Genomic DNA, 16,418 nt, shown 5'->3' on the forward strand with positions numbered 1-16,418 from the left:
AAATCAAGTTCCAAATAATGGAACAAATCTTCACCATAGGACTGATCGGGGATACAGGAATATGCCGGTGCCGAAGGCACAATTTCATGATCTCAAAGACCGCGCGGTGCTGGTCACCGGTGGCGGTTCCGGCATTGGCGCAGCGCTTGTCGAGGGTTTCGTCGACCAGGGTGCACGGGTGGCCTTCGTCGATATCGACGAGAGGGCAAGCCTCGACCTCGTCGAAAGGCTCGCCATCAAGGCAAGCACGGCACCGGTCTATATTCCCGCCGATTTGCGCGACATCGAAGCGGTAAAAAAGGCCGCGCAGACTGCGGCGGCCGCTCTCGGCGCGCTCCACGTGCTCGTCAACAATGCGGCGCGCGACGATCGCGAGCCACTGGAAAGCGTGACCGAAGAGAGCTGGGACGAGAGCCAGGCGGTCAACCTCAGGCACCTCTTCTTCATGAGCCAGGCGGTTGCGCCGCATATGCGCGAAGCCGGCGGCGGGTCGATTGTCAATTTCTCGTCGATCGCCTATCTGCTCAACATGGCCGAAATCCCGGCCTATGCGACGGCGAAAGCCGCGATCGTCGGCCTGACCAAATCGCTCGCCGGAAAGCTCGGCCAGGACAACATCCGCGTCAACGCGATCCTGCCCGGCATGATCGTCACCGAGCGCCAGAAACGGCTGTGGCTGAGCGACGCGGCAATCGCCGGCATGCAGGAACGGCAGTGCCTGAAGCGCAGCCTCACCGCCGACGATCTCGTCGGCCCTTGCCTTTTTCTCGCGTCGGCGTGCTCGTCGGGCATGACCGCGCAAACAATGATCATCGATGGAGGCGCACTTTGATGACGGCAGCCTATTATGCCGCGGTCGACTGGGGAACCACGAGTTTCCGGCTGTGGATCATCGGCGAGGACGGCTCGGTGCTCGCCGAGCGCCGAAGCGGCGAAGGCATGACCACGGCCAACAAGGCCGGGTTCCATGCGATCCTCGAAAAGCACCTGGCCGCCGTCGATGCGCCAGGCCACCTGCCGGCGATCATCTGCGGCATGGCCGGGGCCAAGCAGGGTTGGGTGGAGGCCGGCTACCTCGATACGCCGGCCGCGCTCGCCGATATCGCCTCCCATGCCGTGGCAGTGCCGGATCTCGATCGCGACATCCGTATCCTGCCGGGTCTGGCGCAGCGTGATCGGCGGCACCCGGATGTGATGCGCGGCGAGGAGACGCAATTGCTCGGCGCGGCAAGCGACCTCGGTCGCGGTCTACATCTCGTCTGCATGCCGGGCACACACAGCAAATGGGTGCGGCTCGAAGACGGCGCCGTCAGCGGCTTTTCCACCTTCATGACCGGCGAATTGTTCGACGTGATCTCCAAGCACTCGATCCTCAGCCACTCGATCGCCGACGCGCATGCGTTTACCGGCGATCATCCCGCCTTTGCGGCGGCGGTGGCCGAGGCACGCACAAATCCGGCGCTCGCCACCAGCCTGATCTTCGGCGCGCGCTCAGGCCAATTGCTGCACGGCGCAAGCGCGACCGACGCCAAGGCATTGCTGTCGGGCACGCTGATCGGCCTGGAGATCGCCGGCGCGTTGGCTTCAGCCAAGACGATCGACAGCATCTGCCTCGTCGCCTCCGGATCCCTTGGTACGCTTTATCAGGCTGCGCTCGAAAGCCTCGACTGCCCTCTTCAGGTGGTCGATGCCGACACGGCCGTCCGCTCCGGCCTTTCGACCGCCGCCCAGGCGATCTGGCCCCTCTGAACGAAAGACACGCTCATGACCCGCATTCCCTTTCCGTCGATGAAGTACCCGCTGATCGCGATCCTGCGCGGCCTCAAGCCCGAGGAAACCGCAGGCGTCGTTGGTGCCCTGATCGAGACCGGCTTCTCCGCGATCGAGATCCCGCTGAATTCGCCCGATCCGTTCCGCTCGATCGAGACGGCAGTGAAGATGGCGCCCGAGGGATGCCTGATCGGCGCCGGCACGGTGCTGACGACGACACAGGTGGAACAACTCGCCGATGTCGGCGGCCGCCTGATGGTGAGCCCCAATGTCGAGCCGGCGGTGATTTCTCTCGCCGCCAAAAAGGGCATGGTGACCATGCCAGGCGTGCTCACCCCGACCGAGGCGCTTTCGGCCGCGGCGGCGGGCGCCACCGGCCTCAAGTTCTTCCCGGCAAGCGTGCTCGGCCCGTCCGGCATCACCGCGATCCGCGCGATCCTGCCGCCAGAGCTGGAAATCGCTGCCGTCGGTGGCGTTTCGGACGCGAATTTCGGCGACTATGCCAAGGCCGGCATCCGCAGCTTCGGTCTTGGTTCCAGCCTCTACAAGCCCGGCATGAGCGCGGCTGAAGTGCGCGAGCGCGCCGTTGCCACCATCAAGGCCTACGACGCCGTCTACGGAGCGCGCTGATGAGCGACACCATCCCCTTTTCCGGCAGCATTCTCTGCGAAGCGACGTCGATCCTCGGCGAAGGTCCGACCTATGACCCGGCCACCGGCACTGCCTGGTGGTTCAACATTAAGGGCCAGGAACTGCATGAACTGCACCTCGAAAGCGGGCGCAAGTCCGTGCACGCCCTACCCTTCCTCGGCAGCGTGCTCGCCGTCATCGATCCGACCCGGCAGCTGATCGCCTCCGACCAGGGCCTCTTCATCCGGGATACGCGGACCGGTGCCTTCAGCCTGCTGACCACGCTTGAGGACGAACCCATCAATCGCTCGAACGACGGCCGGGTTCATGCGTCCGGTTCGCTCTGGATCGGCACCATGGGCCGCAGCGCCGAAAAGGGCTCCGGCGCGATCTATCACGTCGCCGGCAGCAAGGTGACGAAGCTCTATGCCGCCATCACCATTCCCAACAGCATCTGCTTCTCGCCGGATGGAACCGTCGCCTATTTCGTCGATACCGACATCAATCACCTGATGCGCGTCGATATCGACGCCGCGACCGGGCTGCCGAAAGGCGAACCGAGCCTGCTCGTCGACGGCAGTGGCGAAGCTGGCGGTATCGACGGCTCCGTGTGCGATGCCGACGGCCTGATCTGGAACGCCCGCTGGGGCAGCGGCACGGTCGATGTCTACCGCCCCGACGGCGCGCGCATCGCGCGCTACGCCGTGCCGACGAGCCAGCCGAGCTGTACCGCCTTCATCGGAGCGAAGGCCGACCGCATGCTGGTGACATCCGCCTGGCAGGACATGGACGAGGCAACGCGTGCGGCGGACCCGCATGCCGGCAAGGCCTTCGATCTCGGCGTCAGTGTCAAGGGCCGGTTCGAACCGTCTTTCCGTCTCTGACCGGAAATTCTTGGCCGAGTAACTCTTGGCGAAGCGCCAATAAAAAGTCATACAATTCAGCCACGCGTTTGATCGCATGGTGAGGAGGAAGCTCGCATGAGCGACAAGAAGAAAGAACTGCGCAGCCGTCACTGGTACGGCGGCACCGACAAGGATGGGTTTATCCATCGCTCCTGGATGAAGAACCAGGGATTTCCGGACCACGTTTTCGACGGCCGCCCGATTATCGGCATTTGCAACACCTGGTCGGAACTCACGCCCTGCAACAGCCATCTGCGCATTCTGGCAGAGGGCGTGAAGCGTGGCGTGTGGGAGGCCGGCGGTTTCCCGGTCGAGTTCCCGGTGTCTTCGCTCGGCGAGACGCAGATGCGCCCGACCGCGATGCTCTTTCGCAATCTGCTTGCCATGGATGTCGAAGAGGCGATCCGCGCCTATGGCATCGACGGCGTGGTGCTGCTCGGCGGCTGCGACAAGACAACCCCCGGCCAGTTGATGGGTGCGGCGTCGGTCGACCTGCCGACGATCGTCGTCTCCTCCGGCCCGATGCTGAACGGCAAGTGGAAGGGCAAGGACATCGGCTCCGGCACGGATGTCTGGAAGTTCTCCGAGGCCGTACGCGCCGGTGATATGAGCATGCAGGAATTCATGGCGGCAGAAAGCGGCATGTCGCGCTCACCGGGTGTGTGCATGACGATGGGCACGGCCACCACCATGGCGTCGATCGTCGAGGCGATGGGCCTGTCGCTGCCGACCAATGCGGCGCTGCCGGCCGTCGACGCCCGCCGCATGGCGCTGTCGCACATGACCGGCAAACGCATCGTCGAGATGGTGCATGAAGACCTGCGCCTGTCGAAGGTGCTGACCAAGAAGAATTTCGAGAACGGCATCATTGCCAACGCCGCCGTCGGCGGCTCGACCAATGCCGTCGTGCACATGCTGGCGATCGCCGGCCGCGCCGGCGTTGATCTCTGTCTTGAAGATTTCGACCGCGTCGGCAGCCAGGTGCCGTGCATCGTCAACTGCATGCCGTCCGGCAAGTATCTGATCGAAGACCTCGCCTATGCCGGCGGCCTGCCGGCGGTGATGAACCGCATACAGCATCTGCTGCATGCCGACGCGCCGACAGTCTTCGGCGTGCCGATCAGCAAATACTGGGAGGATGCCGAAGTCTACAACGACGACGTCATCCGCCCCCTCGACAATCCGCTGCGGGCTGCCGCCGGCATTCGCGTGCTCAAGGGCAACCTTGCCCCAAACGGCGCCGTCATCAAGCCGTCGGCCGCAAGCGAGCATCTCCTCGTCCATGAAGGTCCGGCCTATGTCTTCGAGACGATCGAGGAGCTGAAGGCGAAGATTGACGATCCGGACCTGCCGGTGACCGAAGACACGATCCTCGTGCTCAAGGGCTGCGGACCCAAGGGCTATCCGGGAATGGCCGAGGTCGGCAACATGCCGATCCCGCGGCGCCTCGTCGAAAAGGGCGTGCGCGACATGGTGCGCGTGTCCGACGCCCGCATGTCCGGTACCGCCTTCGGCACCGTGGTCCTGCATGTCAGCCCGGAATCGAATGCCGGCGGGCCGCTCGCCATCGTCAAGACCGGCGACCGCATCCGCCTCGACGCGATGAAGGGCGAGCTCAACCTGATGATCAGCGAGGAAGAGTTTGCCACGCGCATGGCCGCCTGGCAGGCGCCGCCGCAGAAATGGACCCGCGGCTACTACAAGCTCTACCAGGACACGGTGCTGCAGGCAGACAAGGGTGCGGACCTCGACTTCCTCGTCGGCGGCAGCGGCAGCGAAGTGCTGCGCGAAAGCCACTGACGGCTTCGGACGCAGTTCGAGGCAGACGCGTTTCAAATACCCCGCCCGTCAGGCGGGGTATTTTTATCCGGCCAGGGGACGGGAGCCCAACGGCGAAAGCCTTGCGGCCGGCGAACGCAGTCGCGACCAGGTTTCAAAGCCGTAGATGGCGAGCCCGAGCGCAATGAAAAACTCCTTGTACTCGGTCGGGTCCCAAAGGCGCACGAGCGTGGAAGCCTGGAGAATGAACAGCTCCTGGATCGCGACGATCAGAATGGCGCCTGCCGTCAGCACGATGAACTCGCGCCAGTGCCCTGCCCTCAGCGCGATATCGGCAACCATCAGCAGTATGATCACGGTCATCATCACCATCATCTGCGTCGGCAACATGCTCCAGTTGTCGCTGTTGAAGGCGGCCATCGGGGCGCTTGCCGCCAGCACCAGCACGCTCGGCGCAAAAGCATCGAGCCGACCAAGGCTGATGCTCTTGCGCAGATAGAGCCAGACGAAGGGCGCCAGCGTCAAAAGGAAGAAGCTGCCGGTGTAGTAGAGCAGTTCCGAGAAGCCGGTGGAGATGTTGTGCAGGTTCAATTCCTGCTGCTTGTTGAGCGCGAGCAGGCCCTCCGGCGTGGCGATACCGAAGACGCGCTGCATCCAGGATATCTCCTCCATGCCGACCACGAAGAAGCAAAGCGCCAGAAGCGCTGCAAAAGCCGCGGCCATCCAGGCGCGACGTCCCATTCCTGAACGGGCCACGCGCAGTTGCCCGACGGCAGCAAACGCAAAGAAACCGCTGGCGATGAAGATCAGCAGGGCAGAGGCCCATTCGACCAGGCCGTCTTCACGCGCCAGAAGGCTGAAACCGAGGGGATCGGCAACGAACACCAGCGCCATCAGCACGGCGAGCATCCAGCCGGCGACACAAAGCCCAAGCTCGCGGCCGGACGCCAGCCGCAGCTCCGGCGCGCCCAGCCAGGCGGCATCGCGGGTAAAGCCCTGAACCGCCGCGAGTGACAGGCTCAGCGCCACCCAGGCATGCCAGAGATTGTAGGGCTCGACGCCAGGAACCCGTTCCGAAAAATAGCGCAGCCCAAAAAGATTGCGCTCGATCAGAACGAGGCCGGCCATCGCCAGAACGGAGAGCAAGGAAACAGAAAGAAAGCGGCGCGGCAAAAACATCGAAAACCATCCCGGGATAACAGGGTGACGACGCTGCGCGCTATTTCCTGCCATCTGCCAAGTATCGACAAGAACGCTCAAGAATTCATGAATGACCCAAAGTACATAATTGATCACTAAAATACATATATTCGAAATCCAAAATACATGTCCGCGCGAGATTGCCGACAATCCTTGGAAAATCGCGGACGAGGGTCACGTTCACCGGCAACGGACCTTTCGACCTGAAACTTTGACTATTTTTTCCGGAACCGTTCGGGCTCCCGGGCGTTGACACCATATCACCGGCGCGGTCGACCTGGCGGCAGAAGCCAGGCCGCGCCCTGATCGAAACGTCAAGGAAAGGCAGTTTGAGATGATCAAGAAACTCGTAACAACCGTCGCAGCCGGCGCGCTCTTCGCGGGTCTTACTGTCGCCCCGGTGGCTTTCGCGCAGGACGCAACCAAGCCGATGGAACAGCCGCAGACAATGCAGCCGGCGCAGCCCGCCCCGGACGCCATGGCTCCGGCCGATCAGGCTGAAACGAAGCCGCCGATCACGGAAACCAAGACCGCTGATATGGCGCAATCGGACGCCACCTATCTGACCGAGCAGGCAAGCGACCAGATCGCAACCAGCACCTATATCGGCCAGAGCGTCTACAATGCCGGTGACGAAAGCATCGGCGAGATCAACGACCTGATCATGAAGAAGGATGGCGGCGTGGAAGCGGCCGTAATCGGTGTCGGCGGCTTCCTGGGTCTCGGCGAAAAGGACGTAGCGGTTCCGTTTGATCGCATCACGATCGCCGAGCAGCCCAACACGGACAAGCTGAAGCTGACGACCACCGAAACCGCCGATACGCTGAAGTCGGCTCCGGAGTTCAAGACGAAGGCGCAGCAGGTTGCCGAACAGAACGCCAACCAGCCGGTTGACACGTCGACGACCTCTTCGACCACGACTACTGCACCGGCGCAGCCGATGCAGCAGGGTACCGAACAGCCGCAGCAGTAACGTCGTAGCATTCCAAGCTGTTCAGTACGCCTTCCAACGGGCGGCGGTGCCAGGCACCGCCGCCTTGGCTTTGCGTCAGACGAGCACTCCGTCGCGTAGGCATCGTAAATGCCCGCGTGGATGTTGCGGCTGGCGACGTCATCGCCGATCCGGAACATGTCGAAGCGGGCATCGAGGTTTTTCTGCGGGGTGGGGTTCTCACCGCGAAGCAGCGCCTTGTAATCGACGCCCCCCAGCTTCCGAGAAAGCAGCTCGAGTTCACGACAGAGGTCGTCCATCGGCACCTCGACCACCAGTGGCGCGACACGCCCCTTGATCGTTGCCTTGTCCGAAAAATCGGAACCGAGCGTCGCAACAAGGCCATTGCACTCCCGCCGAACGGATTTCAGCCGCGTGTTGATCGTCACCCGGACATTGTGTTCGGCAAAGGCGGTCGCATAGGGCACATGGTTCATGCCCCCGACCTCGGGCGCGAACATGCGCTCGGGCGAGACGATCTGCTCGCCGCCGCCTCGCGCGATCAGCTCGGCCGCCATCATGCCGCTATAGGCGCCGTTGTCGTCATAGAGCGGCACCGGCCCCTCCGGCTTCACCGTCCCGGCGATGATATCCCAGCTCGACACGACGAGGTCGTCGGCTCAGGCGGGAAGGCTGCAGCAGCGGATCTTTCGACGATGTCGTTTCCTGTTCCTTGAAAGGCGACCGAGAATGCCGGCTTCGTCAGTACCAAGCATCCGCCATGCTCTCCTTGCGGCGCGTGACATAATCGATCAGCGCCTCGTCGCGCGCCACATCCAGCGGCGGCGCTTCATATTCGGCAAGCGTCTTCTTCCAGGCGCGGTTGGCACGCGTCGCCATGTCGGTCTCGCCCTCCTCAACCCATTTCTCGAAGGGCTCGTTGTCCGAAAGGGCCGAATCCCAGAAGGCGGTCTGGTAGTTGCGCATGGTGTGGTCGCAGCCGAGGAAATGGCTGCCGGGACCGACCTGCAGGAAGGCGTCCATGGCCAGCGTGTTGTCGTCGACGACCACGCCGGCAAGATAGGCATGCAGCGCGCCGCAGAAGTCGGTGTCCATAACGAACTTCTCGTAGGACATGGCGAGCAGCCCATCGACGAAGCCGGCGGAATGCAGGATGAAATTCGCGCCGCAATGCACCGCCGAGAGCATCGACATCGCGCCTTCCTGCATCGCCTGTGCATCCGGCAGCTTCGAATTGGAGAAATTGCCGGCACAGCGCAGCGGCAGGCCGAGCCGGCGCGCAAGCTGGCCGACGACCATGCTGCCGATCGCCGGTTCCGGCGTGCCGAAGGTGGGCGAGCCCGAGCGCAGCGACATGGACGACAGGAAATTGCCGAAAATGACCGGGGCGCCCTTGCGCTCCAGCTGGGTCAGTGCACAGCCGGCAAGCGTCTCGGCATAGGACTGGGCGATGGCGCCGGCATTGGTGACCGGCCCCATGGCGCCGCCAAGGATGAAGGGCACAATGACCGCGGCCTGGTTTGCCCGCGCATAGGCGCGTAGCGACTTCGTCATCGTCCCGTCCCAGACGAGCGGCGAATTGACGTTGACGTTGCCGAGGATGACGCAGTTGCGATCGACGAAATCGCGACCAAAGAGAATGCGCGCCATCTCGATCGAATCTTCGGCACGGTCTTCCGCCGTGATCGAACCCATGAAGGCGCGGTCGGAATATTTGATATGGCTGTAGACCATGTCGAGGTGGCGCTTGTTGACCGGCACGTCGACCGGCTCGCAGATCGTGCCGCCGGAATGGTGCAGCCAGGGGCTCGACTGCGCCAGCTTGATCAGGTTGCGGAAGTCCTCGATCGTGCCGTAGCGCCGGCCCTTGTCGAGGTCCATGACGAAGGGCGAGCCATAGGCCGGCGAGAAGACGACGTTGTTGCCGCCGATCTCGACATTGCGCGCCGGATTGCGGGCATGCTGGGTAAACTGGTGCGGCGCCGAGGCGACGATTTCCTTCAGCATGCCCGGTTCGAAGGTCACCCGGACGCCGTCGACCTTCGCGCCGGCCCTTCGCCAGTGATCGAGAGAAACCGGGTCGTCGCGAAACTCGATGCCGACTTCGGCAAGGATTCGATCGGCAATCGCTTCGATCCGAAGCAGGCTTTCCTCGCCGAGGATATCGTAGGTCGGAATGTTTCTGGTGATGTAGGGAACACCGAGGCTGCGTCCTGCGCCCTCGCGCCGGTTCGGCCGTGTGCCGCGTGTCCGTCTCGGTACCGCCGCGTCCGTTGCCAGTGCCGTATCCATGCCCATATCCTCCCATCATCTCAGATGATGCTATGGGCGAAAAACTCCACTGTAACGCTGGAAAAATTCGATCCATGCTATAAGCGTCATTTATGGAAAACCTGCGCCGCCTGCTCCCGTCCGCCACAAGCCTCATCGTGTTCGAGGCAGCCGGCCGCCACCAGAACTTCACCCGTGCTGCCAACGAGCTCGGCATGACCCAGGCTGCAGTCTCCTACGCCGTGCGCGGTCTTGAGGAACAGCTGGGCGTGCCGCTGTTTCATCGCGTGCACCGCGCGGTCGAGCTGACGGAAGCGGGCGAGAAGTTTCATGCCGACGTCTCCGTCGGCCTGTCGCGCATCCAGAAGTCGGCCGAAGACATTCGCGCCAAAGGCCGCGAGACCAACGTGACGCTCGCGGCCTCCACCGCTTTTGCCTCGATGTGGATGCTGCCGCGCCTCAACCGCATGCGCGAGGACCTGCCGGAAATCGATCTCCGGATCCAGACCAGCGTGCGCGACCTCGATCTGGAGGAAGAGCCGATCCCGCTCGGCATCCGCGGCGGCGACCCAAGCCATTGGCCGCGTTACCATGCCGCCCTGCTCGCCGACGAGGTGGTCAACGCGGTCGCCACACCCGCCTATATCGAGCGGCACGGCTTGCCGAAAACGGCCGCCGACCTGCCACGCCACAATCTCATCCACCTGGAAGAGCCGGTCCGACGCGCCTGCGACTGGACCGAGTGGTTTGCGAGCGCCGGTCTTGCCTATCCCAAACAGGCGCGCCGGCTTTCGATCAACGACTATGTCCTGGTGATCCAGGCGGTGCTATCCGGCGAAGGCGTGGCGCTCGGCTGGGAACACTTGATCTATCCGCAGATCCGCTCGGGCGCGCTGGTCCCGGTCGCCGGACACGTGCTGAAGACGGGCCTTGCCTTCTACGTCGTCTGGCCGCGATCGCGCGAACTGAATGCGCAGGCCAAAAGGGTGCGTGACTGGCTGCTGGATGAGGGGCGGCGCGACCGCGCAGCGATGTCCGGCGCCGAGGACTAACCCGGATCAGGCCTGGGCGGGAAGATCGCGGTAGCGATCGGCAAGATAGCGCATCGTCGCCACCGCATCGGCGGGCTTTCCATAGAAGTAGCCCTGCCCCAGTCCGCAGCCGAGCGCCTTCAGTTTCAGGGCTTCGGAAAAATCCTCGATGCCTTCGGCGACGACTTCGAGCTCAAGCCCCTCGCACATCGACACGATCGCCTTGATGATATGCTCCGAGGCACGATCGGCAGAAATGCGCGAGACGAAGGCCCGGTCGATCTTGACCTTGTCGAAGGAGAAGTCGCGCAGCCGGCCAAGGCTCGACTGGCCCGTGCCGAAGTCGTCGAGCGAGACGCGGACGCCGGCGGCGCGCAGTTCCGCAACGATCTTCTGGGCGATATCCGCATCGGCCATGACGGCCGTTTCGGTGATTTCCAGCTCCAGGCGCCGCGGGTCGAGGCCGATCTGGCTGATGATCGACAGCAGGCGCCGGCTGGTGGTCGGATCCGTGAGCTGCGCCGAGGAGAGATTGAAGGAGAGGAAGAGCTCCTTCGGCCAGGAAAGCGCGGCATGGGCTGCCTTGCGCAGCAGGACCTCGGCGAGCGAATCGATGAAACCACGCTCTTCGGCGAGCGGCACGAACACCGCCGGCGAGACATAGCCGAGATCGGCATCGCACCAGCGCGCCAAGGCCTCGAAGCCGACAACCGCGTCGTTGCGCAGATCGACGATCGGCTGGAAGTGCACGTCAACCTCGTTGGCGATGATGGCGTTGCGCAGCGCTTGCTCAAGCTGCGTCGCGCGCTTCATCTCCTGGGCGATCTCCTGCGAGTAGACGGTGATCTGCCCGCGGCCGCGGCGCTTCGAGCGATAAAGCGCGGTATCGGCGCTTTTCAGGAGGTCCTCGAATACCTCTCCGGCAAAGGGATAAACGGCGAAACCGAAGGAGGCGGACAGACGAACGTGACGGTCGCCGAGATCAAAGGGGGCCGACAGCACCTCCTTCAGCATCTGTCCGATCTTCTCGGCGCCCTTGCGCTCGAAGATCAGCGGCAACACGAAGGCAAATTCATCGCTGTCGAAACGGATGATCGTGGCGCCCTCGGGCGCGCAGGCCTTCAGGCGATAGGCCACCTGGCAGAGGATTTCGTCGCCCGCTTCCGGTCCGAACAGGTCATTGATCGGCTTGAAACCATCGATATTGGCAAGGCCGATGGTGAACGGGGCCGGGTCGCTGGCACGCTCCTCGGCGAGATCAAGGACACACTGGCGCAGGCAACGGGCGTTGCCGAGCCCCGTCAGTTGATCGACATCACCCCGGGCCGCAGGCGCCTCGCGGCCAACACGGTGGTAAGGAGTTTCCGCTGTCATCATCGCCGTCCCCCACTCATCTGGCAGGGATGGCGTGCGATCGAGCCCGCCGCCAGCGTGCGCCACGACGAAGACCGGCTGTGTCTTTCCGACACGACCGGGGCTTGGGCAACGAGGTGGATGCGAGGCATACGGATGGGGCTCTACACTTTAGCGGCAATTCGGGGCAGACGATCGCAATCGGCGGTTAACAATCCGATATCGTGCCGCTCCAAGATTTGCCATTGGCCTCCCCAATTCTAGCGAGTTGACACGCCTTTTACTCAACCTGCCGTTCGTACTGCCTTCACCGGCATGAATTTTCTCAACACCGCCTCGATCATATCGGGGCTCACCGGCTTCATGATGTGGTCGTCCATGCCGCATGCCTTGCATTGCTGCAGGTCGATATCCAAGGCCTGGGCGGTAACCCCGATGATCGGAGTTTTCTGTGCGCGTCCCTTTTCAGCCGACCGGATTGCGACGGTTGCGTCGAAGCCGTTCATGACCGGCATCGACACATCCATCAACACAAGGGCCGGTTGCAGTTCGTGCCAGAGTTCGACGGCCTCGCGACCGTTGGCGGCGATCCGATGCGAAACGCCGAGCCCCTCGAGGATCTGGGTGAAGACGAACTGGTTGATCTGATTGTCCTCGGCAACGAGCACGTCGACCTGCGGAGCCGGCGGCGGCGGCGCGATCTCTTCGGCCTCGAACGACAGCGACCATTCCGGTTGCAGCGCGGCACCCGCGCGCTCGGAACAAACACGGAAGACTTCCGCAAGCACCGCCGCCCCGTCCTGATCGGCGGACACCGGGAGGATCGGGCTGTCGCGCCAGCCGGCAGCTATCTTCTGCCGCTCGGGGAAAGCCGCGTCGAGCAGCAGGATGTCGAGTTTCAGCCCCGCCTCGTCGACAGCAGCGCAGAAGGCGTGCAATTCGTCGACATCGCGAACGGCGCAGGCGTCGAGCCCGGAGCCGCGCAGCCGGGCGACAAGCCGCTCCTCCAGCGCTCGGTCGTCGGTCGCCAGAAGCACCCGCAGGCCGCGCGCCGGCAAGGTCTCGATCATCGACCCCGCCTCGACGAGCTGCTGGACATTCAGCGCCCGGAAAGGATCGTAGAAATTCTGCGCCGCGGCAAAAATGCTGTAGTCGCGGATCTGCAGGGTGACCTCGCCCGAGGGCTCCTCGCCGCCCGGATACCAGACGGCAATATCGGTCACGTCGTTCATGCAGGTGACGACGAAATGGCGGCCGGGCATGCCGACGCGGTACTTGCGGGTCAGCACCCAGAGGTCGCTGCCGTCGGCACGCACGATGTGCTCGGCCTGCGAAAACGGCTTGCCGGTTTCAAGCACCATGCGATCGGACTGTTCGAAGCGCTCCGCCAGGTCGCTCTCGACCAGGTCCCAGGCTGAGCGGCCGAGGATGGCGTCCTGCGCCAGGTCATGGATCAGGCAGAAGGCCTTGTTGACTGCGATGTAATTGAGATTGCGATCCTTGACGCAGATGGGATTGGGCTGCGCGTCGAGGATCTGCTCGGTCAGCTCCACCCGCTCCAGGTCGGTCTGAAGCTGTTCGTCGCGCTTCTTCTGGTCAGAGACGTCGCTGATCGACAGGATGCCCATGCCGCTCGACAGGCGGCGCTTGCGCATCGAAACCCAGCGGGTGCGGCCGGCGCGCTCTACGCTCTCGTAGCGCTCGCGCCAATGCAGCGCCATGTGCTCGGCAATCCATTCCTCGCGGTTGGTGCGTCGGCGGCTGTTTTCCGGGACGGTGCCCGGACGGACACCGGTGTCATAGACGGCACCGAGGAAATCCCTGAGCCGCGCGCCCGGCATCAGGGCTTCCGCCGGGACCGGGAAAAATTGCAGCATCGTGCGGCTGGCAAAGAGAATGGTATCGTCCCGGCTGCAGACAAGCACAGCGATGCCGAGTGCGTCGCAACTCGACTCAAGAATGACCCTGTTGATGTCCGCGCCGTTCGGCGCCCCATCGCTCATCGCACTGTCCTCACTCGCCTACCGCATGTGTCCCTGGATCGTCAGATCAGGGGGAACAGGCGGCCATCCAAAGTGCCACAACGGCCTGCCGCGTCTTCATAATGACGCGCGGCGCTGCAACGGCGGTTTCATTTCGGGACATGCTGGGGTGGCCTTGGCAGGCGTCTCTTCGAGCGGCGGGAGTGCGGCGTCCAGCTACGCCGCAAGGCTCAAAAGACAAAACCCGTGATCATTCAGGTTGTTGTGGAAAATCGCAGCAGAGTGTTAAGGGCCGATTAAACCCTCGATCATTTTTCAAGGGTGTCGGCACCAAGCGCTCGCGACCGGGGACGAGATACCGTCCCCTCTTCCGTTTCCGCGGCGAATCCCGGAAAATGGGCCATGGCCATCAAGCAGCTTTCAGAAACCCTCATCAACCAAATCGCCGCCGGCGAAGTGATCGAACGTCCGGCCAGCGCCGCCAAGGAGCTGATCGAGAATGCGCTCGACGCCGGCGCGACCCGCATCGAGATCGCGACCGCCGGCGGCGGCAAGACGCTGCTGCGGGTCACCGACAACGGCTCGGGCATGGCACCTGGCGACCTCGAACTTGCGGTCCGAAGGCACTGCACGTCGAAGCTCGACGACAGCCTCTTCGACATCCGCACCCTCGGCTTTCGCGGCGAGGCCCTGCCTTCGATCGGCTCGGTCGCCCGGCTGTCGATCACGACGCGCACGGCCGGCGCCAGCGAAGGCGCGGTCATTGCGGTTACCGGCGGCAAAACCGAGGCGGTCCGCCCGTCGCCCGCCAATACCGGCACCGTCATCGAAGTGCGCGATCTGTTCTTCGCCACCCCGGCCCGACTGAAGTTCATGAAGACCGAGAAGGCGGAAGCGGCGGCCATTTCGGAAGTGGTGCGCCGCATGGCGATCGCGTTTCCGGCGGTCCGTTTCGTGCTCTCCGGCAGCGACCGCTCGACACTCGAATTCCCGGCAACCGGCGACGACCGGCTGGCGCGCATGGCGCAAGTGCTCGGCAAGGATTTTCGCGACAATGCGATCGAGATCGATGCGGCGCGGGAAGACGTCGAACTGACCGGCTTTGCCGGCGTGCCGACTTACAATCGCGGCAACTCGCTGCAGCAATATGTCTTCGTCAATGGCCGCCCGGTGCAGGACAAGTTGCTGCTGTCAGCGATCCGTGCCGCCTATTCCGAGACGATCCCGAGCGGCCGCTATCCGGTCGCCGTGCTGTCGATCACGCTCGACCCGGCGCTCGTCGACGTCAACGTGCATCCCGCAAAGTCCGACGTGCGCTTCCGCGACCCCGGCCTGATCCGCGGGCTGATCATCGGCGCGATCCGTCAGGCGCTGACGCGCGACGGCGACCGCGCCGCAACGACGGGCGCCCGCGGCATGATGCAGGCGTTCCGCTCCGGCGATTACCGCCCGCAGCCCTGGAGCGCCGAGACGTCGCCTTCCCGGCCGACACAATTCGACGCGATGCTGCGCCACCTCGGCGAGCAGCCGCAGGCAAGCTTTGCGGCATTTTCCGCCCCTTCCGCGCGTGTCGCCACCCCGTTCGAGCGAGAAATGCCCGTGCCGGCGCCGGAGGCCCCGCAACCGCCGCCGCCGCAATCGTTCCCGCTCGGCGCCGTGCGCGCCCAACTGCACGAAAACTACATCGTCGCCCAGACCGATGACGGCCTCGTCATCGTCGACCAGCATGCCGCGCACGAGCGGCTGGTGTTCGAGGCGATGCGTACGGCGCTGCATTCGCGACCGGTCGCCGCCCAGGCGCTGCTGATCCCGGAGATCGTCGACCTGCCCGAAGACGATTGCGACCGGTTGATGGCCCATGCGGAGGAGTTCTCCCGCCTGGGTCTCGCGATCGAGCGCTTCGGACCGGGCGCGATTGCGGTGCGCGAAACGCCGGCCATGCTCGGCGAAATGGATGCCGTCGGTCTCGTGCGCCAGCTCGCCGACGAGCTTGCCGAATGGGATACGGCAAGCGGGCTGACGAGCCGGCTCGAATATCTCGCCGCGACCATGGCCTGCCACGGATCGGTGCGCTCGGGACGGCGCATGCGCACCGAGGAGATGAACGCGCTTTTGAGGCAAATGGAGGCGACGCCCGGCTCGGGCCAGTGCAATCACGGCCGGCCGACCTATATCGAACTCAAGCTCTCCGATATCGAACGGCTGTTCGGCCGGAGCTGATCTTCACGCCTGGCGAAATGCGACTGGCATTTTTCCGGACGGCGAGCTAGACCAGAGAACCAATAACGAAGACGGAAACAGGCGCCGAGCATGATGAACCGGTTTGAAGGAAGCGCTTCGCGCGAAGCGAAGATCCGTTATCTCGACGGCGACTTTCAGATCGTGCTTGCGGGTTCGCACGTGGTCTGCGCGATGACCGGCAAGATCATCCCCGTCGACGAACTGCGTTACTGGAGCGTCGCCCGGCAGGAGCCCTATGTCGACGCGGAAGCCTCGCTCGAGGCGGAAAAGCGCGCAGGCGCGCTGCCCAACCAGCGCCGCTAAT

General features: G+C 63.8%; 14 protein-coding genes. 10 read left to right on the forward strand and 4 right to left on the reverse strand.

Annotated features, from left to right (window positions below; translation table 11 throughout):
* The first annotated feature begins 61 nt into the window (after positions 1 to 61).
* The 5 genes from ASD63_RS22845 to ASD63_RS22865 all read left to right on the forward strand — a co-directional run bounded on the left by ASD63_RS22845 (position 62) and on the right by ASD63_RS22865 (position 5,105).
* Positions 62 to 832 carry an SDR family oxidoreductase gene (locus tag ASD63_RS22845; RefSeq protein ID WP_060529839.1) on the forward strand — a complete coding sequence of 257 codons (771 nt, stop codon included), beginning with the start codon at positions 62 to 64 and terminating at the stop codon, positions 830 to 832.
* The gene (locus tag ASD63_RS22850; protein ID WP_177235696.1) at positions 829 to 1,749 is read left to right on the forward strand and encodes a 2-dehydro-3-deoxygalactonokinase; all 921 of its coding nucleotides are present in this window, start codon (positions 829 to 831) and stop codon (positions 1,747 to 1,749) included. Before ASD63_RS22845 ends, ASD63_RS22850 begins: the two co-directional genes overlap by 4 nt.
* A 15-nt stretch (positions 1,750 to 1,764) precedes the next feature.
* On the forward strand, positions 1,765 to 2,400 hold the full coding sequence (locus ASD63_RS22855; protein WP_034801028.1) for a 2-dehydro-3-deoxy-6-phosphogalactonate aldolase: 636 nt from the start codon (positions 1,765 to 1,767) through the stop codon (positions 2,398 to 2,400).
* Positions 2,400 to 3,284: an SMP-30/gluconolactonase/LRE family protein gene (locus ASD63_RS22860; RefSeq protein WP_034801025.1), complete on the forward strand. Its 885-nt coding sequence runs from the start codon at positions 2,400 to 2,402 to the stop codon at positions 3,282 to 3,284. The genes ASD63_RS22855 and ASD63_RS22860 overlap by 1 nt, the downstream gene beginning before the upstream one ends.
* 96 nt (positions 3,285 to 3,380) lie before the next feature.
* The gene (locus tag ASD63_RS22865; RefSeq protein ID WP_034801023.1) at positions 3,381 to 5,105 is read left to right on the forward strand and encodes an IlvD/Edd family dehydratase; all 1,725 of its coding nucleotides are present in this window, start codon (positions 3,381 to 3,383) and stop codon (positions 5,103 to 5,105) included.
* Positions 5,106 to 5,168: 63 nt separating this feature from the next.
* On the opposite strand, the gene ASD63_RS22870 is transcribed toward ASD63_RS22865, so the two are convergent.
* A complete protein-coding gene (locus tag ASD63_RS22870) occupies positions 5,169 to 6,263 on the reverse strand; it encodes a hypothetical protein (protein ID WP_051659570.1) in 1,095 nt (364 codons plus the stop codon).
* A gap of 355 nt (positions 6,264 to 6,618) precedes the next feature.
* Between ASD63_RS22870 and ASD63_RS22875 the strand changes: the two genes are divergently transcribed.
* Together ASD63_RS22875 and ASD63_RS35225 are read left to right on the forward strand one after the other, a co-directional pair.
* Positions 6,619 to 7,257, forward strand: a complete 639-nt coding sequence (locus ASD63_RS22875; protein ID WP_034801021.1) for a PRC-barrel domain-containing protein — start codon at positions 6,619 to 6,621, stop codon at positions 7,255 to 7,257.
* 116 nt (positions 7,258 to 7,373) lie between these two features.
* The gene (locus ASD63_RS35225) at positions 7,374 to 7,952 is read left to right on the forward strand and encodes a hypothetical protein (protein WP_034801020.1); all 579 of its coding nucleotides are present in this window, start codon (positions 7,374 to 7,376) and stop codon (positions 7,950 to 7,952) included.
* Positions 7,953 to 7,977: 25 nt separating this feature from the next.
* Here the strand turns inward: ASD63_RS35225 and ASD63_RS22885 are convergent, their stop codons facing one another.
* A complete protein-coding gene (locus ASD63_RS22885; RefSeq protein WP_034801018.1) occupies positions 7,978 to 9,528 on the reverse strand; it encodes a trimethylamine methyltransferase family protein in 1,551 nt (516 codons plus the stop codon).
* 92 nt (positions 9,529 to 9,620) lie between these two features.
* Between ASD63_RS22885 and ASD63_RS22890 the strand changes: the two genes are divergently transcribed.
* The gene (locus tag ASD63_RS22890) at positions 9,621 to 10,559 is read left to right on the forward strand and encodes a LysR substrate-binding domain-containing protein (protein WP_034801015.1); all 939 of its coding nucleotides are present in this window, start codon (positions 9,621 to 9,623) and stop codon (positions 10,557 to 10,559) included.
* A gap of 6 nt (positions 10,560 to 10,565) precedes the next feature.
* Here the strand turns inward: ASD63_RS22890 and ASD63_RS22895 are convergent, their stop codons facing one another.
* Complete coding sequence (locus tag ASD63_RS22895; RefSeq protein ID WP_051659581.1) at positions 10,566 to 11,912, reverse strand: EAL domain-containing protein; 1,347 nt, start codon at positions 11,910 to 11,912, stop codon at positions 10,566 to 10,568.
* A 263-nt stretch (positions 11,913 to 12,175) separates the two neighbouring features.
* Positions 12,176 to 13,894, reverse strand: a complete 1,719-nt coding sequence (locus ASD63_RS22900) for a response regulator (RefSeq protein ID WP_034801011.1) — start codon at positions 13,892 to 13,894, stop codon at positions 12,176 to 12,178.
* Positions 13,895 to 14,275: 381 nt separating this feature from the next.
* Here ASD63_RS22900 and mutL point away from each other — a divergent pair, with 381 nt between their 5' ends.
* A complete protein-coding gene (gene mutL, locus ASD63_RS22905; RefSeq protein WP_060529840.1) occupies positions 14,276 to 16,093 on the forward strand; it encodes a DNA mismatch repair endonuclease MutL in 1,818 nt (605 codons plus the stop codon).
* A gap of 90 nt (positions 16,094 to 16,183) precedes the next feature.
* Positions 16,184 to 16,417: a DUF2093 domain-containing protein gene (locus tag ASD63_RS22910; RefSeq protein WP_034801006.1), complete on the forward strand. Its 234-nt coding sequence runs from the start codon at positions 16,184 to 16,186 to the stop codon at positions 16,415 to 16,417.
* Position 16,418 lies beyond the last annotated feature (1 nt).

This window comes from Ensifer sp. Root558, assembly GCF_001427045.1.
Classification (GTDB): Bacteria; Pseudomonadota; Alphaproteobacteria; order Rhizobiales; family Rhizobiaceae; genus Ensifer; species Ensifer adhaerens.

Coding starts and splice junctions, on each gene's coding strand:
- ASD63_RS22865 (WP_034801023.1), top strand. CDS start 3,381: ATGAGCGACAAGAAGAAAGAACTGCGCAGCCGTCACTGGTACGGCGGC.
- ASD63_RS22845 (WP_060529839.1), top strand. CDS start 62: ATGCCGGTGCCGAAGGCACAATTTCATGATCTCAAAGACCGCGCGGTG.
- ASD63_RS22860 (WP_034801025.1), top strand. CDS start 2,400: ATGAGCGACACCATCCCCTTTTCCGGCAGCATTCTCTGCGAAGCGACG.
- mutL (WP_060529840.1), top strand. CDS start 14,276: ATGGCCATCAAGCAGCTTTCAGAAACCCTCATCAACCAAATCGCCGCC.
- ASD63_RS22890 (WP_034801015.1), top strand. CDS start 9,621: ATGGAAAACCTGCGCCGCCTGCTCCCGTCCGCCACAAGCCTCATCGTG.
- ASD63_RS22900 (WP_034801011.1), bottom strand. CDS start 13,894: ATGAGCGATGGGGCGCCGAACGGCGCGGACATCAACAGGGTCATTCTT.
- ASD63_RS22885 (WP_034801018.1), bottom strand. CDS start 9,528: ATGGATACGGCACTGGCAACGGACGCGGCGGTACCGAGACGGACACGC.
- ASD63_RS22870 (WP_051659570.1), bottom strand. CDS start 6,263: ATGTTTTTGCCGCGCCGCTTTCTTTCTGTTTCCTTGCTCTCCGTTCTG.
- ASD63_RS22875 (WP_034801021.1), top strand. CDS start 6,619: ATGATCAAGAAACTCGTAACAACCGTCGCAGCCGGCGCGCTCTTCGCG.
- ASD63_RS22895 (WP_051659581.1), bottom strand. CDS start 11,912: ATGACAGCGGAAACTCCTTACCACCGTGTTGGCCGCGAGGCGCCTGCG.
- ASD63_RS22855 (WP_034801028.1), top strand. CDS start 1,765: ATGACCCGCATTCCCTTTCCGTCGATGAAGTACCCGCTGATCGCGATC.
- ASD63_RS22910 (WP_034801006.1), top strand. CDS start 16,184: ATGATGAACCGGTTTGAAGGAAGCGCTTCGCGCGAAGCGAAGATCCGT.